Origin of the sequence: Neobacillus paridis (assembly GCF_016765675.1) — a bacterium.
Lineage (GTDB): Bacteria > Bacillota > Bacilli > Bacillales > Cytobacillaceae > Neobacillus > Neobacillus paridis.
Map to the genome: position 1 here is coordinate 145,323 of NZ_JAESWB010000168.1, position 20,134 is coordinate 165,456.

The following is a 20,134-nucleotide window of genomic DNA, read 5'->3' on the forward strand; positions in this document are numbered from 1 at the left end:
ATCTTTATGGCTTCGCTTCGTTTTTATTGAACAACTGCAGCTTTGGCAGTGACTTTTAATTCCCCATTTTCCACAATCGCGGCCAGCTGCTTGATGTCAGGTTGGTCTAAGATAAAGTCTGCAATTTTATCTTCAAGCTGTTCCTGAATAACCCGACGGAGCGGACGAGCACCAAATGCAGGATGGTAGCCAAGTTCTGCTAATTTTTCTTTTGCTTCGGCGGTAATCGTGAATTCGATATTTTGCTCAGCTAATGTTTCCATTAATTCGTTGATCATCAGGTCAACAATTTGCAAGATATGCTCCTTATCAAGTGCGTTAAATTCAATGATACTATCGAAGCGGTTTAAAAATTCCGGCTTAAAGAATCCGCCTAATGAATCAAGAATACTTGCTTCCTCTACAGCCTCGCTGACGCCAAAGCCAACATGAATCGGTTTAAACGAGCTGCCGGCGTTACTTGTCATAATAATAACAGTATCCTTAAAGCTTACGACTCGTCCCTGACTGTCGGTGAGGCGGCCGTCCTCGAGAATTTGCAGAAACATATGCTGTACATCCGGATGTGCCTTTTCAATTTCATCCAACAAAATGATGCTATAAGGATTTCGGCGCACCTTTTCAGTCAATTGTCCTGCTTCTTCATGGCCTACATAACCTGGAGGGGAACCGATTAATTTGGATACGCTGTGTTTTTCCATGTATTCGCTCATATCGAGGCGAATCATCGAATCCTTTGTGCCAAATAGTTCTTCCGCCAGCGTTTTGGTTAACTCGGTTTTACCAACCCCTGTAGGACCGACAAAGAGGAAGGATCCGATTGGACGGTTTTTCGCCTTTAAACCGGCACGGCTGCGGCGGATTGCCTTGGCTATTTTTTGGACCGCTTTTTCCTGGCCAATAACCTTTTTGTTGAGATTGTCTTCCAGCTGTTTCATTTTAAGCTGTTCATCCTGTTGTAGTTTGCCAACCGGAATACCGGTTTTTTCTTCAACGATTTCTTGAATATGGGAAACTGTGACAACAGGTCTTTCAGAACTGAAATCATGATTTAATGCTTTTTCTAATTTTGCTTCTTCATCACGAAGTTTTGCTGCTTTTTCATAGTTTTCTTGTTTGAGGGCTGCTTCTTTTTCTTTAGCAATCTCTTTTAAGCGTCCTTCAATTTGGTCTTTACTATGATAATCAGATGTTAAATTTAATTTAGAGCCGGCTTCATCCAATAGATCGATTGCCTTATCCGGTAAGTATCGGTCTTGAATATAGCGTTGTGATAGCATGACACAGGCTCGGATTGCTTCATCTGTGTAGCTGACTTCATGATAATCCTCATATTTTTTCTGGATCCCTTTTAAAATCTCAATTGCTGCTTCGATGCTTGGTTCTTGGACTTGGATCGGTTGGAAGCGGCGCTCTAATGCAGCATCCTTTTCAATCTGACGGTATTCCTTTAATGTTGTTGCGCCGACTACTTGCAGCTCGCCGCGAGCAAGAGCCGGTTTTAAGATATTTCCGGCATCCATTGAACCCTCGGCTGAACCGGCACCTACGAGCAAGTGAATTTCATCAATGAACAGAATAATATTTTTTCGTTCTTTTAACTCCGAAATCAGCTGCTTCATCCGTTCTTCAAATTGTCCACGGATGCCGGTATTGGCAACAAGTGAAGCAACATCGAGTAAATAAATTTCTTTATTTTGCAGCTTGACCGGAACGTTACCTTCAGCAATTTTTAAGGCAAGGCCTTCGGCAATCGCGGTTTTCCCGACACCGGGTTCACCGATTAAGACCGGATTATTTTTATTTCGGCGATTTAAGATTTCAATCACCCGTTTTACTTCTTCATCTCGGCCAATGACCGGGTCGATTAGACCCGCTTTAGCCATTTGCGTCAAGTTTTGACCAAAGTGATCGATAAAACCACCGCCATGTTGCGGCGCTCTCGTGTCTGTTTCTGGAATAAATTGACTATTCATATCTTGGCTTAGTGGAGCAAAGTTAAAAATATTTTCGAATGGAAAGCCTTCAAATGGATTCATTTTCATGCCAAAACCTGCTCCTAATGCTTGACGTTCTTTTACATAACATTCATGACAAAGTTTCATATTTTTTTGTTGTCCATTTACATTAATAGTTAATTGTACATTTGCTTGATTTTGTTTGCATTTTTGACAAAGCATATAAAATAACCTCCTCGTTATTTTGACTTTGACTATATTTGACCTTACGACTTTAGTATACTCTGACCTTTTTTGACTTTCAAGTTATTTGTCTTAAGAAAATGTTAACAAAAAAGGAAAAATGTCCGTCATTGTTTGTCCCTTTATTCATATATTTGATGTTAAGGGGGAGATGGTGTGAAGGCTAATAGAAACTGGAGTCAAGCCTTTCAAATAGCGGCAGTTTATATTGGAACTGTTGTTGGAGCAGGTTTTGCCACAGGAAAAGAAATTGTGGAATTTTTTTCGCGATTTGGATTCTTTGGCTTTATTAGTATATTAATGAGCGGTTACTTATTTATCATGATTGGTTCAAAACTGATGCGTATGGCGGCGCAAATTGAAGCAAAATCTTACCAGGAATTTAATGAGCATCTGTTCGGAAAATGGCCAAGCAGAATCATCAATTTTTCGATGCTTTTTATGCTCCTGGGTGTTAGTGCGGTAATGCTGGCCGGTGCTGGTGCAGTATTTGAAGAACAGCTGGGTTTGCCGAAAAACGTCGGTGTATTCATAACGATTTTTCTGTCCTATGTTGTCATGCTTATCGGTACGAAAGGACTATTTGCGGTAAACACATTTGTTGTCCCGATTATGATCAGTTTCAGCCTGATTTTAATGTTTTTATCAGTTCGCATGCCGAATTTTATTGAGCAATTTTTATTCATCCCGCATGCAGCAGATGGTTGGAAAAGTGTCATCGCTCCTTTTTCCTATACCGCCTTAAATCTTGGATTGGCACAAGCTGTGTTAGTTCCGGTGGCAACAGAGGTCAAGGATGATTGGACGATTAAATGGGGAGGAATTCTTGGCGGTTTGGGCTTAACAGTTATTTTAATTGCCAGTCATTTTACCTTAATTATGCTTCCAAATTTGGAGTTGTATGAGATTCCAATGGCGATTATTATGAAGAACCTGGCCCCATTTTTTTATTGGATTTTTATTCTAGTTATATATGGGGAGATTTTTACTTCGGTCATCGGGAACATTTTTGGTCTTGATCGTCAATTAAAACAATATATTGAAATCCCTACGATGATGTCAGTTACAGCTATTTTTGCTGTTTCCTACCTGATTAGTCTGGTTAATTATGGGACACTCCTTTCCCATTTGTACCCGTTATTTGGCTATATTTGTATGTCCATTTTTATCTTATTGTGGATAAAACCGTTTGAACCAATTTTTAAAAAATAAAAAACAGCTGTTTGTACAGCTGTTTTTTTAGAAAGGGAAAATGATAAAGATCAAGATATCAAAAACAATGTGAGAAACAATAACCAACGGCATGCTTTTTTTCCAAAAATACAGACTGCCCCAAGCAATCCCTGAAATGAGCGAGGTGATAATTAATAAAAATGAGCCAGAATAAATATTGACGGATGCATATAAACATGCCCCTAAAAGGATACTGGCAGCAGGTTTTAAATAGAGCATCAACCGTTTTTGGATGAAGCCGCGCCAAAATAGTTCTTCCCCTGGCGCAGCAACCAAAATTAGGGCAAGGTATTGCCAAAAATAAGATGGTCCATACCATTTATACAGCGTCTGTATTTTCCTATCAATATGAAGGGGAAAAAGGCTGACTAATTGATATCCCAGCCAGATCACCCCATATAAAACCAATCCGGAAAACAACCCGAAAACAAAATATTTTAGAAACGACGACTCGTCGTCAACATCACCTTGAAACATCGAATAAGTGATTAATACAAGAATGGATCCGGTAAAAATATACCAAAAAATCACTTTATCATGGAATGAGAAATAAATAAGGATATGAGCAATAATGAGTCCAAAAATAAGTCGAAGGTCAAATAACAGTTTTTTAATCATGGCTAACTCCCTACCTAATACAATAACAAGTATTTTACCAAATTATTTTTAAAAAGGATATGACATCAATCATTATAACCAATTCTTTTCATAAGAACAGCCAAACAGGAAAAAATAGTGGGGAAAGGAGTGAGACGATGAGTCAATCTAAAAGTCAACAAGAACGGCAATGGACTGTAAGAAAACAGGATCAAAATCCCCATGGGAAGGTGAAATCATTAAAGCAGCTTGCTGAAGAAACGGGTAAGGGAAAGTAAAAACCAATAAAGAAAGGCAGACTGTTATCTGCCTTTTTAACTGGATTTTAATAAGCGCTTTCTTTTATGACCTTATAATTTTTATGATTTACAACTGTTCGCTGATCCAGTTCTAAATCACGGTAATTATCCATATATGTTAAGTCAACAATTACTGAGTTTTCATTTACCTTTTCAACAACGCCCTGCAGACCGCCACGAAATTCGATAATATTACCAACCTCTGCTTTTTTCATTCTGTCTCTCTCCTTTTTCTACCATATATCTTATTTAAATAACAGTTTGCACCATTTTTAAGTATTCGTAAAGAATTTTATTTGACAAATTCGTTAATTATTCTAGATATTACTGATTATATGTTGGAAAACTTATAAAATAAAAGAAAACGTTATCAAGTACAAAATCTTTTTGAATCATTTTTCATTGATAGGAAATTAAGATAAAATGAAGGAGCAAAGGTGGTGGTAATCATGAACGAAGACTTTGTGAATGATATTTTAAATCGCTTAAAGACTGGGGAACTATCTGAATATTATGTTAAAAATGAAGACTTTATGGACTTTCGCCGTGTTCTTGTGAAAAGGGAAGATTTTAAACATTTCCGTGGAATTGGGCAGCGGGGTGGCGATGTTTTATTTCAATATTTAAAAGAGCCGAGGAGCTAGCTCCGGAAGGTGTGATGCAATTGAACCAAATGAAATATAACAATTTAAGCCAGGTGATTTTATGAGACAAAGTATTTTACCAGCTTCGACGAATATGAAGGAATTTGAACATTTTTTACAAAGTACATATGAAATCGGCGTTTTTTTAGATATGCACATTTCTCAAATAAAGAATATTAATCAAATGGCTAAGGAAAAAGGAAAGAAAATGATTTACCATGTTGATTTAATTCATGGTATTAAAAGTGACGAATATGGAACTGAGTACTTGTGCCAAGAATATAAGCCCTTTGCTTTGATTTCAACGAAAGCAGCTGTCATTCAAAAGGCGAAACAAAAAGGGGTACGTGCTGTTCAAAGGATATTTTTAATTGACAGCACTGCACTTGAAAAAAGTTATAAATTAGTTGATAAAACGCAGCCGGATTATATTGAAGTCCTTCCCGGAGCAATTCCCTCGCTCATAACAGAAGTGAAAGAGCGAGTGAAAACTCCCATTTTAGCAGGAGGGTTAATACGAACTGCTGAAGATGTAAATAAGGCAATCCAAGCCGGAGCCACGGCCATTACAACATCAAATCGAGAACTTTGGAAATTATTTGAAAAGTAATCAAGATTTGCTGATTTTTTCGAGGTAGGGACGGCTGCCTTCTTTGCAGGATAACGGATGTTTAATAAGATAATTATAGTATTTAACATAAAAAAGTTTTTAAGCAATTTTAGTTATTTTCAATTAAATAAATTTATGATATGCTGTTATTAAGTTAATAGCGAACGGTAGAGAAATTGGAGAGACCGCAAATGCATTATTCATTTTTTGGGTAATGTTCATTGCGGTCTCTTTTCTTTTTGGCCTACTATAAACTATTTCAATTTTCTTTATCGAGAACTATTTAATCAAAAGGATAAGGGAAGTTTAATATTGTAAGATTGACTTCTCGAGGAGGAAGGACAATGAACTTTTCAAATTTAAATCGTCAAGAGATTAAAAATAAATTAAAAGAAAAAGAATATGATGTCCTTGTCATCGGCGGTGGTATTACTGGGGCCGGTATTGCTCTTGATGGACAAACAAGAGGACTGGAAATGGCTGTCGTTGAAATGCAGGATTTTGCCGCAGGAACATCAAGCCGCTCAACGAAATTGGTTCACGGCGGACTCCGCTATTTAAAACAATTTGAGGTTAAAATGGTGGCAGAAGTCGGCAGAGAGCGGGCGATTGTTTATGAAAACGGCCCCCACGTTACGACTCCTGAATGGATGCTCCTCCCGATGCACCAAGGCGGTACCTTTGGCAAGTTCACCACTTCAATTGGTTTAAGGCTGTATGACTTCTTGGCAGGAGTAAAAAAATCAGAACGGCGTACGATGCTGTCGGCCGAAGAAACTTTAAATAAAGAGCCCTTAGTTAAAAAGAATGGTTTAAAAGGCGGCGGTTATTACGTTGAGTACCGGACAGATGATGCCCGGTTGACAATCGAAGTGATGAAGGCTGCTGTTGAAAAAGGGACAATCGCTTGCAATTATACGAAGGTCATAAACTTGATTTATGATAAAGGGAAAGTTGTCGGAGCGCTTGTGGAAGATCAGCTATCCGGTGAAACATTTGAAGTGTATGCAAAGAAGATTGTCAATGCTGCCGGGCCGTGGGTAGATCATCTTCGAGAAATGGATCACTCCAAAAAAGGGAAGAAGTTGCAGCTGTCAAAAGGTGTTCATCTTGTAATTGATCAATCTCGTTTTCCATTAAAGCAAGCTATTTACTTTGATACCCCTGATGGCCGGATGGTGTTTGCGATTCCGAGAGACGGAAAGACATATGTGGGAACAACTGATACCTTTTATAATGAAGATGCCGTAAATCCGAAAGTGACGGTAAGTGATCGAAGCTATATTATTAAAGCGATCAACTATATGTTCCCTGACGTGCACATAAAGGAAGCAGATATTGAATCCAGTTGGGCCGGAGTCCGCCCGTTAATATATGAAGAGGGTAAACATGCTTCGGAAATCTCACGAAAAGATGAAATTTGGGAATCTAATTCAGGTCTTATTACCATTGCCGGCGGAAAACTAACCGGATATCGAAAAATGGCCGAAACGGTCGTCGATCGGCTTGCCACGAAGTTTCACTCGGAAGAAGGCAGAGAACTTTCTCCATGTCAAACAAGAAATCTGCCTATTTCCGGCGGGGATGTAGGTGGATCAAAAAATTTCCCGTCTTTTGTAGCTGCCCATATCAATAAAGGTATGAAAATTGGACTGACAAAACAAGAGGCTGAAAAATTGGTAAAAATCTACGGATCTAATATTGATACGGTTTACGGCCTTTTAGAGATAAATAAAGCGGATGCTGAAAAATACGGGCTTCCCTTGGAGTTATTTGCAAAACTTGTTTACGGACTGGAGCATGAAATGATTGCTACTCCGATTGACTTTTTAAACCGTCGTACAGGTGCGGTCTTGTTTGATATTCAAACAGCAAAAAGATGGAAAGATCAAGTTATTGCCTATATGGCAGATAAATTAAGATGGTCCGAAACGACGGAAAATGATTATACATTAGCGGTGGAAGAAGCTTTGAAAGACGCTGTCACCCCAATAGATGAAAAGATTGAGTAGCAGCCGGCACAATGTTCAAAGGATCGTTTTCTCTTTGGAAAAAATGATATTGTGGCGTTTTTTTGAAAATTTTATTTTCGTAGAAGTATTAGTATTAAAAATAAGGTACAATACAAAAATGGGATAGACATTGGTTCATTACTCGCTGCTAAATGTTTATTGGTTGTCTAGTCTTAATAAAAAGTGCTATCCTATCCTTCGTTAAGGATTAAAATATATTTTCAAAGGCAAAATATGAGAAATGGTTATCTTACTATTTATGAAAAGGAGTTTGATTTATGATGGTCGAAAAACAGTTCAAAGTAATTGCCGATACAGGGATTCATGCAAGGCCTGCAACATTATTGGTACAAACATCAAGTAAATTTAATTCAGAGATCATGTTGGAATATAAAGGTAAAAAGGTTAATCTAAAATCAATCATGGGTGTTATGTCTCTGGGCATTCCAAAGGGAGCCGATATCAAAATTTCCGCTGAAGGCAGTGATGCTGAAACAGCAATCGCCAGTTTAGAAGAAACATTAAGAAAAGAAGGCTTGGTAGAGTAATGCCCTTTAATATGGAATTGCTGCTTCAGGTATAAAATCACGGTTGAACAGATCGACTTATAACAGGTCGATCTGTTTATTTTTTTTAATCACTTTCGAGGAATTCTCCGGATGAATCCTGTATAATCTAAGTAGATATGAGACAAGGAGTGATAAGTGTGGAGTTAAATTTAAGCGGAAAAACTGCAGTCGTCTTAGCCTCAAGCCAGGGACTGGGATTTGCAATTGCTGAACGGCTGGTTAGAGAAGGAGCAAATGTCGTCATTTCCGGCCGGGAAGAGGAAAAGTTAAAAGAAAAGTGTAACAGGCTTGAAGCAATCGGAACCGGTAAAGCAGCCTACCAAAAAACTGATATTACGATTCCTTCAGATATTAAACAGCTCGTAGCATTTGCTGTTGAAACCTTCGGCACAATCGATCTGCTTGTAAATAATGCTGGAGGTCCCCCGGCTGGTGCCTTTGAAGAATTAACCGATGAAGCGTGGCAGGCATCCTTCGAACTCAATTTGCTTTCCTATGTACGAACCATTCGTGAAGCATTACCATACTTAAAAAAACAGGGAGGAAAGATTCTCAACATTGCTTCCTCTTCCATAAAAGAGCCTATTCCAGGATTGATTTTATCAAATACTTTTCGAACAGGAATCATTGGACTTTCGAAGACCTTAGCTTCCGAATTAGCACCATATGATATTCTGATTAATACAATCGCTCCCGGAAGAATCGCAACAGACCGGGTTAAACATTTAGATCAAGTTAATGCAGACAAGCAAGGGCTTGATATTGAAACAATTGAAAAACATATGAAAGCTCAGATTCCTTTAAAAAGATATGGAACCCCGGAAGAGTTTGCCAATGTTGCAGCCTTTCTTCTATCAGAGGCGAATACCTATATAACAGGTAGTGCAATATTGGTAGATGGTGGTATGGTCAAAGCTATTTAACATCATATGATGAATGACAGCAGGAGATCTCCATTTACGTTTATGACCAAATTGATTTGGTTATTGTAAAAGTATAAAGGAGTGTTTTTTTATGCAAAAAAATATTCATAAGGTATTTGTCCTGCTGATAGTTATAATAGGCACCAGTCTGTTAAGCGGCTGCGGTGCTTTCATTTCCGATGAATCGATTGTAAGCCGATATGCGGATGCCCTCCTGACCAAAAATAATGAACTCCAGTTTCGCTTTCGGATCAATAATGAGATTATTCAAGATCAGCAATTATACAAGGTCAAGGTATTGATTCATGATGACAGGTTAGCGGCCGCGATTGGCAAACGGGAAATCGTTTATGGCGAGGACCTGGTTCTAAATGGGGAATATTTGGACGTAAAGGACAAACGTGAAAAATATATTTTTATGGATCCGATTCCGTTGAAAGAGGATTTGCATATCCAAGAGCTGCAAAACATGATAGAACAGAATCATGCGGTGTCCATAGAAGTCTTTAATAATAAGGAAGTTTTGGCACGGGCCTATTTAACTAATTTTTCGTCAGAACTTTAGAAAAACATATGTTGTGAGGGGAATATAAATGCTTAAAACAGAAAATGTCACGATCGGTTTCATTGGAACAGGCGTAATGGGAAAAAGTATGGCATCCCATTTAATCAATGCAGGGTATCCATTGATCGTTTATTCCAGAACGAAAGCAAAAGCACAAGATCTAATAGAAAAAGGAGCATTATGGGTGGACACACCCAAGGATGTAGCAGAGCGGGCTTCAGTCATTTTTACGATGGTAGGTTATCCCGCGGATGTAGAAGAAATATATCTCGGGAAAAATGGATTAATTTCGAATGGAGTTTCCGGAAGCTATTTGATTGATATGACTACTTCAGCCCCTTCATTGGCAATTAAAATTTACCAAGAGGCTAAGAAAATGGGGATTCATGCGATCGATGCACCAGTTTCCGGAGGCGATGTAGGGGCAAGGGAAGCAAAGTTATCGATCATGGTCGGCGGCGATTATGAGTCGTTTGAGGCAGTCCACCCATTCCTCGAGCTTTTAGGAACAAATATTGTCTATCAAGGAAAGGCAGGAGCCGGGCAGCATACCAAAATGTGCAATCAAATTGCGATTGCTTCCAATATGATTGGTGTCTGTGAAGCGATCATTTACGCCGAAAAAGCAGGATTAAACCCGGAAACAGTCCTCAAAAGCATTTCAACCGGGGCAGCCGGGAGCTGGTCATTATCAAACCTGGCCCCAAGAATGTTAAATGGCGATTTTGCACCGGGATTTTACATTAAGCATTTTATTAAAGACATGAAAATTGCCCTAAACGAAGCCGAGCAAATGAATATGGAAGTACCTGGACTTGCTTTGGCAAAATCGTTGTACGATCAATTAGTAGAAAGTGGCGAAGAAAATAGCGGCACCCAAGCACTGTATAAGTATTGGAAAAGTGAACAAAAATGATTGGCCTTATCTGGCAGACATAAAATCCCTCCTTCCATCTGACACTAATTTTAGATGGATGACAAGGAGGTTGGATAATGGCCAAAAGGACAAAAAAGAATGACCCGCAGCAAAAAAATAAAAAAGGCTTTGATTCAGCAGTGCTAAACGAAGAGTTTGCGCACGAAATGGGTTCAGCCGATACGAACAAAATCCATAAAGATAAAGCGAAGAAGGTAAAGGCAGCAAAAAATAATGGAAAATATAAAGGACAATAAAGCTGTCTTACAAAGACACCCCGCTCAAGATAATCGCTCCTGAGCGGGGTTCTTTATTCCTATTGCCGGATTTGCAGGTACTGTTCCAATCGGTTTAACCCGGGCTCTAATGTTTCCATCGAGCAGGCAAAAGATAAGCGGAAATAGCCCTCGCCAAACTCTGAAAAGGCACTTCCCGGAACGACGGCAACCTTTGTTTTCTTCACGAGATCAAGGGCAAAATCGAAGCTGTTTAAACAAAGCGATCCAGGGATTTTTACAAAAAAGTAGAAAGCCCCCTCCGGTTTGACCGTCTCGAGTTTCATCGATTGTAATCGCTGATATACGTAATCTCTTCTTGCCTGATATTCATTCCTCATTAGTTGGGCATCATCAAAACCTGCAGTCAACGCTTCAAATGCAGCCTTTTGGGCAATTGAATTTGCACATGATACATTGTATTGATGGACTTTAAGAATATGCTTGGCGATATTCTCCGGCGCGAATAAAAATCCAATCCGCCAGCCGGTCATCGAATGAGACTTTGACAGCCCGTTTATCACAATCGTTTTTTCTTTTAAAAAGCAGCCAATCGACTTATGTTGATAGTCATATGTGAGTTCACTGTAAATTTCATCCGCCAATATAAAGATGTCTCTGTCCTTGAGATAGGCGGCGATTTCCTTTAGTTCTTCCTCGGTCAAACTGACACCGGTGGGATTTGACGGATAAGGTAATACGATGCAGCGGGTTTTTTCCGTAATATATGGTTTTATCAGCTCGATTGTAAAGCGAAAATGATTGTCCCGGGTATCAACATGTACTGGAATCGCACCCATCATGCGAATAACCGGTTCATAGCCAGGATAGATCGGCCCTGGCAATATCACCTCAGAGCCTTCCGTCAAAATCGTTCGAAAAGCAATATCGATCGCTTCACTGGCCCCTATCGTGACAATCACTTCTGATTCAGGCTGATAGTGCAATCCATATTTTGCAGCAGCGAATTGACTGGCTGCTGTTCTTAATTCGATGGTCCCCGCATTATGCGTATAGGAAGTAAAATCAGTATTTATTGCTTCAATCCCGGCATTTTTTATATGCTCAGGTGTTGGAAAATCCGGCTGTCCAATAGTAAAGGAAACGAGATCATCGATATTGGCAACCATATTAGAAAATTTCCTGATACCAGAAATTTCGATCGCTTTGACCCGTTGATTAATTAAATGTTCCAATTTGTCCATCCTTCCATTATTTAAGCCAGGAAATTGTCCTGGCTGCTAAAATATTGAATTAATATCTTTCACCCAGTTTTTTAAACACAGGTTTTTGGTATGTTCGATGATTTTTTCGCGGGAGATTTGGTGAATTCTCTTGATCCATGATTCCGGTATAGGATTGTAAGATTGCTTTCGCTGTATTAAGCGACATCACAGCCTTTGGATTCCTTACCCGTCCATCGAGCTTTCCTAAGTGGGGGAGGTTGATAAAGTCTGTTTTGGTTGGAGGGATGTGGAATAAGTACCTGCCACACTGGACCAGGCAATCAGATTGCTGTTGACTATTTTTGGGATTTTCGGAAAAATGAAGCCCCAGCTTTTTGGCTTTCCCTTCATCGATTAATTTCTTTAATGATTCCTGTTTCAGTTTGTACAGATATTTGGGATTAATGGCAGTTTTAGCATGACGATTAACAATAAAGACAGCTTGGGCGAGGTTTTCGATGGTTAGATTATCACTTTTCAGAGGGTGTTTCTGATCGGGATTCAAAGTTTGTTCTCCTTTCTATTATATCAAACAAGTATATTATACCTTTTTTTCGTGAAAATAGAAATATGGATTGCCTATTCCGTATGAATTTTTATAATCATTTGTTTCATTCGTTCTGTATATCGGAATCAACTGCAAAAGTTTTCGTAAAATAATCAATATTTTAGCCAAACTACTTTTCAAGCTTCATTTTCAATGTAAAATAGAATTATGTCAGAACGATATAACCCGAGGTTGATGAAATGAGCCAATTTAACCATTTAACAAATGAATTAGAGATAGATATGGTTGATACAAAAATCCAAAAAATTATATTTGATATCATCTTTCAACATATCAAAGATATGGTGTATGTGATGAAGGTTGAAGATGGTCCCAAATTTCGCTATTTGTTTATTAATGAGTCAGGAATGAGGCAGGCCAGACTATCCATCGAATGTATCGGAAAGACCTTTCAAGAAGTTCTTCCGGATGAGATTGCCGGTTTCCTCCATCGAAAATATGAAAAATTATTACAGACAAAGGATATTATGATCTTTGACGATCATTTTGACCTTGAGGGCGGCGGCTATTATTATGGGGAAACGATCCTAACCCCAATTTATAACGATCAGAACCGTATTTGTTATATTGTCGGTATTACAAGAGATGTTACAGAATGGACGATGGAGAAAAAAAGAATTGTTGAAAACGAACAAAGATATCGTTCGATTGTAGACCATAATTTGGATGCTATTTTTATCATAAGTCCTGAAGGAAAAATTCTTGAGGCAAATCCGGCTGCCGCATCATTAACAGGATATATTGAGGAAAGTATCATCAACAGGTCTATTTATGATTTTATCAATGACCGTGATATTGAGAATTTCAAGGAATTATTAGAAAGAACCTGCTCCGGTTATGCTCTGGAGTCTTTTGACTGTAAATTTAGTCACTGTAATGGTCAGCTGCTCACTGTCCAAATGAAGACTGTACCTATTATTGTTTATCATGAAATAACAGGTCTTTATGTTATTTTGAAGGATTTATCAGAGCAGGAAAAAAATATCGAACTGATAAAATTTATGGCTTTCCATGATCAATTAACAGGATTATATAACCGAAGAGCGTTGCTTGAAGACTTGAATGAAAATATTTATCGTGCTGCTAAGCGAACAAAAGAATTTGCGCTGCTCTCAATTGATTTGGATCGCTTTAAATATTTAAACGATACCCTTGGGCATTTGGCTGGTGATGAAATATTAAAGCGGGTTGCTGAGAGAATGTCACAATTCCAAAATGATCGCTGCACCATTTATCGGCTTGGGGGCGATGAATTTAGTATTCTCTTACTAAATACTAACCGCCAGGAAGTAAGCAAGTTTGTCGCCAAATTGTTTGCTGCATTTTCGAAGTCGCTCTACTTTAACTCACAAGAATATTTCATTTCACCTAGTGTCGGCATTAGCATGTATCCCAATGACGGCAAGGACGCCGAGATGTTGATCAAAAATGCCGATGAGGCTCTTTTTCGGGTGAAGGAGAGAGGGAAAGCCCATTATCAATTTTACCGGACTGACATGAATTCAGCTTTCACCAATGTTGTTACTTTGGAGACACACCTGCGCAGGGCGATTGAAAAAAATGAACTGATGGTATATTATCAACCGCAAATTGATATGAAATCCGGTAAAGCCAAAAGTTTTGAGGCACTTTTAAGATGGAAAGATACTGAATTTGGTTTTATCTCACCTGGGGTATTTATCCCGCTGGCAGAAGATACCGGTCTGATTCTTTCCATTGGCTATTGGGTTATTGAAACAGTCTGTCAGCAAATTAAGTACTGGACTGATAAGGGTTATAGTGATTATCGGGTCGCCATTAATATTTCACCCAAGCAATTCCAACATCCCAATTTGGTTCCTTTCATTCAATTTATGATCGAACAGTACAACATTAAGGCATCTTCGATCGAAATTGAAATTACCGAAGGAGTCATGAATGATACGAAAGAAACGATTCCTATATTAAAGAAATTGAAGCAGTTGGGACTTTCGATTTCTATTGATGATTTTGGAACAGGATACTCATCGCTCAATTATATTAAACAGTTTCCGATCGACGGCTTAAAGATTGATCAATCATTTATTAGGGATATTATGGATGATAAGAAAAATGCTGCGATTACCTCGACCATTATTCACCTGGGGAAAAGTTTAGGCCTTGAAGTCATTGCCGAAGGTGTTGAAAATAAGCGGCAAGTGGACTTTCTTTTAAAGGAAGAATGTCATAAAATCCAAGGATTTTTTTATTCCAGGCCAATCCCTGCTTTTGAACTGGAAAAACAATTTTTAACAAAAAATTAGCAGAAAGGAAGCATAAAAATTATGCTTCCTTTGATTTCATGGTATAAACTGTTAATTCCGGTTTGGCTAGAAAACGAAAGGGGAGTCTTGTCGTTCCTATTCCCCGATTAACATATAAAGTCAGCTCGTTCTCATTCCCTACTCTGTATAGTCCTTCGGGATATTTCTGGCCAAATGGCGGGGTGATTAGAGCACCGTAAAAGGGAATTTTTACTTGACCGCCATGGCTGTGTCCACTTATTTGCCAGTGCACCGGATATCGAAGCGCTTGATCGGCCAGATCGGGAGCATGAGATAACAACAGGTTAAAATGATGATGGGGAACATCTTTTAACGCTTGTGGTAAATCAGGTTTGCCCAGCATGGCATCGTCAATTCCCAGTACATAAATTCTGCTCCCATCCTTTTGCTTAATAGGTGCTGCTTGATTTAGTAGGACAGTAAACTCGGCTGCCTCCATAATATTTCGATAGAGATCGGACCCATAGCCGCCGTGATCATGATTACCGAAAATACAGAATTTGCCCATTGGAGCATGCAGTTTTTTTAAAATGGGTACGAGTTTATTTATGTCAGTAAATTTATTAGGTTCGTCCATTAAATCGCCGGTAAAACAAATCAAATCCGGCTCTAGCATGCTAATTTTGTTTACCAGTGAGTTTAATTGCTCAAGAGTATATTGAAAGCCGAGATGTGTATCACTGAATTGAACAATTTTTACCCCATCAAAGCTTTTGGGGATCAGAGGATGGGTCATCTTTATCTCTTCGATGTCAAGCAGTGAAGGTTCGATTTTGTTTGCATATAAATATCCTCCTGAACTTAAGCCGAACATCGTTAATATAAAACCAAATGTTCGTTTTAAAAATGTTCTCCGCGTTGTTTTTTTTGACATTTTGTCTACCAGCCTGTTTATTATTCGCACTTTAATACAACCTATTTGTATTGTCTTTAATTACGGAAAATTTTTCAACTAAAAAGTTTTCTATATGTATATGTGACTGATGATAGAAATAGCCTCCTTTGCGGCGCTTTTTGGTTAAGAACGAGAACGATTACGAATGCGTATGGTATAATGAAAAAGATCTTTTTTGGGGAGGTACTATAATGGATGCTTTGGAAATTGTTTCAAATTTGGAGAATGTTTTTCCTTATTTCCAGCCGATTTTTAGTGCCGATGAGCAGCTTATCATTGCTTATGAAGTATTGGGAAGATATCAATCCGAAGATGATATTATCAGCCTGGGACCTTTTTTTCACGACGATCAGGTTCCTGATGAATATAAATTTGAAGTGGATTTGTTGATCGTTCATAAGGCCCTTGAAAAAGCACTGGAGCTCGACGAGAATATCAGCATATTTTTAAATCGTAATCCACAAATTTTAATGTATGAGAATGGCGAACCGTTTCTAGAGGAGCTATTGGCCTTTGAAAAAAAAGGATTTCAGTTAAAGCGGATTGTGCTTGATATTTCTGATCGCAATTATGAAGGGGATTTCGATCAATTTGATCACCTGCTGCAATATTATCGAACATACGGCTTGAAAGTAGCACTTTCCGGTATCGAAAGAGCCGGTCATTTTGAACGGATTGCGCAAATTGAGCCAGATATCTTGAAAATCAATTTGCAGTTATTAAAATCTAAGGCCTCTGGGATGAACTTTAATGATGTCTTGTTTACGATTTCACTCCTGGCCAGAAAAATTGGCGCAACCTTATTATTTGAATATATCGAAATGAGCTATCAACTACAGTTTGCCTGGAAAAATGGCGGGCAATATTATCAGGGTTTTTATTTGCATCCCCCGGATGCCCATTTTGTAGCACGAGATTTGTTAAGCGGCCGTCTTAAAGAAAAATTCCATGATTTTATTACGTATGAGAAAAGAAAACTGGAGGCTGTCTTTTTTACAGCTGAATTTTTTCAAGCAAAGGTTCAGGAAATTGTGACAAAAAATAAAAAATTGGGTCATGAAGGTCTTTTTCAAGCAATTGTTAAAGAAATGGATGAGGCTGCTTTTCGCATGTATATTTGTGACGAGGATGGCTTCCAAAAATCGGCTAATTTTTTCAAAGGTAAGAATGGCTGGTATATGCAGGAAGAATATATCAATAAAAACTGGAGCTGGCGCCCTTACTTTTTGGAAAATATTATCAAGATGCGAAATGATCGTAAGGGAATTTTGTCTGACTTATATTGTGATATTGAAACAGGTGAAACGATTCGCACTTTCTCTTTCCCGATGAGCGGAACCGAATACTTGTTTATTGATATTTCCTACCACTATCTATTTGAACATGATCAATTATTGTAAGAATACACCTGTATAGAATGATTCATGGAGTGGAACTGTAAACATAAATATTGTGAAGGAGAAGGAGCTGCTCATGAATCTATTTGAAATCACCATAGCGATTCTGATTGTTGGAATACTCGCTTATTCACTCATCTATACATTGGTTGTTGGCAGACAGCATAAAGTGGCAGAAGGTGATTTTGATTCACCAATAGCGGATCATGTTCAAAAAAATGTGTATATAAAAAATCCAATCTTTTTAGCATATGGGATTTTTTTTGCGTTACTTTTATTTATCATTTTGTTCATTGCGCTTACATTTTTTTAGGTCTTCAAATATTTGGGGATCTTTTTTTGTTGATTTTAGGAAAAAAATATCTGTTTTACTTAATTTTGTTTGGACAAATTCAAGGTGTTATTTTATTCTTTTAATATTGGCATGTGATGAAAATAAATCCATCAGGATAGAATCATGTCGAATGCAGAACATAACAAATAGAAAGTTTGTTTGTGTTTGAAAGGAGTCGAAGTTATGTCACAGCTTCAAGGTATATTGACAAGATTAAAAAATCTGCAAGAACAGTCTATTAATGGGGAACCAGCACAGCGTTATTTTGAGGTGAACGGCGAAAGAAAGTGCCAGGTAACGTTTCATCCTAAAACAGAGACATTTGAACTAGAAGTCTACCATGAAAAGGATAAGCCCAAACGTTATCAATTTGATAATATCGATATGATTACAATTGAAATTTTTGACTTAATTCAATAGGAGCCTCCTGAGGTTCCTTTTTTATCGTTTTTAGAGTAATCTTTTCACAGACATCCGCTAACTATGATAGAATAAGGCTGTGAAATCAAATGTTGAGGAGTTTTCGACGATGATTAGTCTTCCCAGCGGAGAATTTTTAGAATTAACGATTAAAGAATTAATGATTCCATCTGAACGGGTGGCCCATGTACAAATTGGCAATAATCTTGAACACGCGCTTTTGGTATTAACGAAAAGCGGATATACCGCAATTCCTGTGCTAGATCCACATTATAAGCTTCATGGGTTAATCAGTACACCGATCATTATGGATTCCATCCTCGGATTAGAGAGAATCGAATTTGAACAACTGGAGAAAAAACGGGTAGAAGAGGTTATGAAAAAATCTATCCCAAGGATTAAAATTTCTGCTCCATTAAAAACATGTCTTGATTTACTTGTGAATCACCCATTTCTCTGTGTAGAGACAGAAGATGGTTACTTCGAGGGAATTTTGCCTAGGAGTACAGTATTGAATCAATTAAATAAAATGGTGAAAAGATTTAAATTGTACGAAAAATATTAGGCTCCCAATGTAAGGGAGCCGTAATTTTTGGCGGGAATTTGGAGGTGTTATCATGGAAGCGTCTCGAGATCAATCGATGCAAAATAAAAAAATGACCAAAAAACCTCTGGTATTAGCTGCTGTAATGCTGGCAATGTTTATGGGGGCGATTGAAGCAACCATTGTCTCAACGGCTATGCCGGCAATTGTTGCCGATTTAGGTGGATTTACTTTATATAGCTGGGTGTTTTCAGCCTACTTATTAATGAATTCTGTTACTGTCTTGATTTATGGCAAATTATCTGATCTATTTGGGCGCAAACCTATTCTTACTGTAGGGATCATTTTATTTTTAATCGGTTCCATCCTTTGTGGTTTCGCCAGTTCGATGCAGATGTTAATTATTTTTCGTTTGATTCAAGGATTGGGCGCCGGTGCCGTTACCCCAATCGCCACTACGATAGTTGGCGATATATATACGCCCGAGGAAAGGGCAAAGGTTCAAGGATATCTTTCCAGTGTTTGGGGCATTTCAGCGATTACCGGTCCGGCAATTGGCGGGCTGTTGGTTCAGTATGTCAGTTGGAAGTATGTTTTTTGGATCAATATTCCGCTTGGAATTCTATCGTTGGTCGGATTATGGCTGTTTCTCCATGAAAATATTCATCGGAAAAAGCATGAAATTGATTATAGCGGGGCTGTCTTATTAACGATCACGATATCTTCTATCATGTTTTTGTTGGTGGAAGGCGGGAGCCGTTGGACATGGGGATCTTGGCAGGCTTTAAGTTTATTTACTGTTGCAGCTGTCTCCATGCTTGGTTTTATTTTTCGGGAAAAGCAGGCTGCAGAACCCGTGATGCCATTTTCAATCTGGAAAGAGAGATCCATTTTTATTGCTAATATCGTGTCGCTGACAACGGGGATTATGCTAATTGGGATTTCCAGTTTTCTGCCGACATTTGTTCAAGGCGTGATGGAACAAACCCCTATTATTGCTGGGTTTACTTTAACAACGATGTCGATTGGCTGGCCGATTGCCTCAACGCTTTCGGGACGGCTGCTCTTAAACATAGGCTACCGAAAGACTTCCATCATTGGCGGTTTATTTCTAATTTTTGGCGGTATCATGTTTGTAACAATGTTGCCATCTTCAGGTCCGCTATGGGCTGCAATTGGCTCTTTTTTAATCGGTTGTGGCATGGGGTTAACGTCAACAGCATTTATCGTTTCGATTCAGAGCACTGTCGGCTGGGAACAGCGGGGAATTGCAACAGCGGCAAATATGTTTATGCGAAATCTGGGAAATACCATTGGGGCAGCTCTTTTAGGTGGAATCCTGAATAATCGGATGATGAATTTTTTCCATGAACGAAACGTTTCATTAACAGTTAATGATGCAAATAAGCTGTTGAAAGTGGAGGAACGTGGGAAATTATCCAGTTCTGTTCGCGCAATCTTACAGGAAGGGCTGACGCATTCGTTACATACCGTTTATGATGTTGTTCTGATTTTTGCGGTCATCAGTATGTTATTTATCTTGTTTATACCGAAAAATGGCGACCGTTCCGTATAGTTTACTAAACTTTTGCAAAGGGGTGTG

General features: G+C 38.5%; 22 protein-coding genes. 16 read left to right on the plus strand and 6 right to left on the minus strand.

Translation table 11 applies throughout. The features are described from left to right. Positions 1-23: 23 nt before the first annotated feature. Positions 24-2,180 carry an ATP-dependent Clp protease ATP-binding subunit gene (locus JK635_RS09710; RefSeq protein ID WP_202653755.1) on the minus strand — a complete coding sequence of 719 codons (2,157 nt, stop codon included), beginning with the start codon at positions 2,178-2,180 and terminating at the stop codon, positions 24-26. Between the two features lie 177 nt (positions 2,181-2,357). On the opposite strand from JK635_RS09710, the gene JK635_RS09715 reads away from it, so the two are divergent. Next, a complete protein-coding gene (locus tag JK635_RS09715) occupies positions 2,358-3,413 on the plus strand; it encodes a YkvI family membrane protein (protein WP_202653756.1) in 1,056 nt (351 codons plus the stop codon). Positions 3,414-3,440: 27 nt separating this feature from the next. Here JK635_RS09715 and JK635_RS09720 read toward each other — a convergent pair whose 3' ends face one another. Continuing rightward, positions 3,441-4,052, minus strand: coding sequence for a CPBP family intramembrane glutamic endopeptidase (locus tag JK635_RS09720; RefSeq protein ID WP_235888008.1), 612 nt, complete (start codon positions 4,050-4,052; stop codon positions 3,441-3,443). A 137-nt stretch (positions 4,053-4,189) separates the two neighbouring features. On the opposite strand from JK635_RS09720, the gene JK635_RS24235 reads away from it, so the two are divergent. After that, positions 4,190-4,309, plus strand: coding sequence for a DUF6254 family protein (locus JK635_RS24235; RefSeq protein WP_235888009.1), 120 nt, complete (start codon positions 4,190-4,192; stop codon positions 4,307-4,309). Positions 4,310-4,356: 47 nt separating this feature from the next. Here the strand turns inward: JK635_RS24235 and JK635_RS09725 are convergent, their stop codons facing one another. After that, entirely contained in the window at positions 4,357-4,545 is a 189-nt protein-coding gene (locus JK635_RS09725) for a YkvS family protein (RefSeq protein WP_202653757.1), read from the minus strand. Between the two features lie 234 nt (positions 4,546-4,779). Here JK635_RS09725 and ykzS point away from each other — a divergent pair, with 234 nt between their 5' ends. The 8 genes from ykzS to JK635_RS09765 all read left to right on the plus strand — a co-directional run bounded on the left by ykzS (position 4,780) and on the right by JK635_RS09765 (position 10,826). After that, the gene (ykzS, locus tag JK635_RS09730) at positions 4,780-4,974 is read left to right on the plus strand and encodes a protein YkzS (RefSeq protein ID WP_202653758.1); all 195 of its coding nucleotides are present in this window, start codon (positions 4,780-4,782) and stop codon (positions 4,972-4,974) included. A 61-nt stretch (positions 4,975-5,035) separates the two neighbouring features. After that, entirely contained in the window at positions 5,036-5,584 is a 549-nt protein-coding gene (locus tag JK635_RS09735; protein ID WP_202653759.1) for a glycerol-3-phosphate responsive antiterminator, read from the plus strand. A 344-nt stretch (positions 5,585-5,928) separates the two neighbouring features. Then, a complete protein-coding gene (locus JK635_RS09740; protein ID WP_202653760.1) occupies positions 5,929-7,596 on the plus strand; it encodes a glycerol-3-phosphate dehydrogenase/oxidase in 1,668 nt (555 codons plus the stop codon). Positions 7,597-7,877: 281 nt separating this feature from the next. Then, a complete protein-coding gene (locus JK635_RS09745) occupies positions 7,878-8,144 on the plus strand; it encodes a phosphocarrier protein HPr (RefSeq protein WP_202654315.1) in 267 nt (88 codons plus the stop codon). A 158-nt stretch (positions 8,145-8,302) separates the two neighbouring features. After that, positions 8,303-9,088 (plus strand): SDR family oxidoreductase, encoded by a 786-nt coding sequence (locus JK635_RS09750; RefSeq protein ID WP_202653761.1) that lies wholly within the window; start codon positions 8,303-8,305, stop codon positions 9,086-9,088. A 91-nt stretch (positions 9,089-9,179) separates the two neighbouring features. Beyond that, complete coding sequence (locus JK635_RS09755) at positions 9,180-9,653, plus strand: hypothetical protein (protein WP_202653762.1); 474 nt, start codon at positions 9,180-9,182, stop codon at positions 9,651-9,653. 28 nt (positions 9,654-9,681) lie between these two features. Beyond that, positions 9,682-10,569 carry an NAD(P)-dependent oxidoreductase gene (locus tag JK635_RS09760; RefSeq protein ID WP_202653763.1) on the plus strand — a complete coding sequence of 296 codons (888 nt, stop codon included), beginning with the start codon at positions 9,682-9,684 and terminating at the stop codon, positions 10,567-10,569. A gap of 77 nt (positions 10,570-10,646) precedes the next feature. Further along, the gene (locus JK635_RS09765; protein WP_202653764.1) at positions 10,647-10,826 is read left to right on the plus strand and encodes a hypothetical protein; all 180 of its coding nucleotides are present in this window, start codon (positions 10,647-10,649) and stop codon (positions 10,824-10,826) included. Positions 10,827-10,885: 59 nt separating this feature from the next. Here JK635_RS09765 and JK635_RS09770 read toward each other — a convergent pair whose 3' ends face one another. After that, complete coding sequence (locus tag JK635_RS09770; protein WP_202653765.1) at positions 10,886-12,040, minus strand: aminotransferase A; 1,155 nt, start codon at positions 12,038-12,040, stop codon at positions 10,886-10,888. 58 nt (positions 12,041-12,098) lie between these two features. Further along, on the minus strand, positions 12,099-12,575 hold the full coding sequence (locus tag JK635_RS09775) for a YkyB family protein (RefSeq protein WP_202653766.1): 477 nt from the start codon (positions 12,573-12,575) through the stop codon (positions 12,099-12,101). 242 nt (positions 12,576-12,817) lie between these two features. On the opposite strand from JK635_RS09775, the gene JK635_RS09780 reads away from it, so the two are divergent. Further along, a complete protein-coding gene (locus tag JK635_RS09780; RefSeq protein WP_202653767.1) occupies positions 12,818-14,920 on the plus strand; it encodes a sensor domain-containing protein in 2,103 nt (700 codons plus the stop codon). 19 nt (positions 14,921-14,939) lie between these two features. On the opposite strand, the gene JK635_RS09785 is transcribed toward JK635_RS09780, so the two are convergent. After that, the gene (locus JK635_RS09785; protein ID WP_202653768.1) at positions 14,940-15,815 is read right to left on the minus strand and encodes a metallophosphoesterase; all 876 of its coding nucleotides are present in this window, start codon (positions 15,813-15,815) and stop codon (positions 14,940-14,942) included. A 212-nt stretch (positions 15,816-16,027) separates the two neighbouring features. Here JK635_RS09785 and JK635_RS09790 point away from each other — a divergent pair, with 212 nt between their 5' ends. The 5 genes from JK635_RS09790 to JK635_RS09810 all read left to right on the plus strand — a co-directional run bounded on the left by JK635_RS09790 (position 16,028) and on the right by JK635_RS09810 (position 20,107). Next, positions 16,028-17,236 carry an EAL domain-containing protein gene (locus JK635_RS09790; protein WP_202653769.1) on the plus strand — a complete coding sequence of 403 codons (1,209 nt, stop codon included), beginning with the start codon at positions 16,028-16,030 and terminating at the stop codon, positions 17,234-17,236. A gap of 73 nt (positions 17,237-17,309) precedes the next feature. After that, a complete protein-coding gene (locus tag JK635_RS09795; protein WP_202653770.1) occupies positions 17,310-17,546 on the plus strand; it encodes a hypothetical protein in 237 nt (78 codons plus the stop codon). A 204-nt stretch (positions 17,547-17,750) separates the two neighbouring features. After that, entirely contained in the window at positions 17,751-17,987 is a 237-nt protein-coding gene (locus JK635_RS09800; protein ID WP_202653771.1) for a YkuJ family protein, read from the plus strand. Positions 17,988-18,096: 109 nt separating this feature from the next. Continuing rightward, positions 18,097-18,552 (plus strand): cyclic-di-AMP-binding protein CbpB, encoded by a 456-nt coding sequence (gene cbpB / locus JK635_RS09805; RefSeq protein ID WP_202653772.1) that lies wholly within the window; start codon positions 18,097-18,099, stop codon positions 18,550-18,552. Between the two features lie 52 nt (positions 18,553-18,604). Next, the gene (locus JK635_RS09810) at positions 18,605-20,107 is read left to right on the plus strand and encodes an MDR family MFS transporter (protein WP_202653773.1); all 1,503 of its coding nucleotides are present in this window, start codon (positions 18,605-18,607) and stop codon (positions 20,105-20,107) included. Positions 20,108-20,134: the final 27 nt, after the last annotated feature.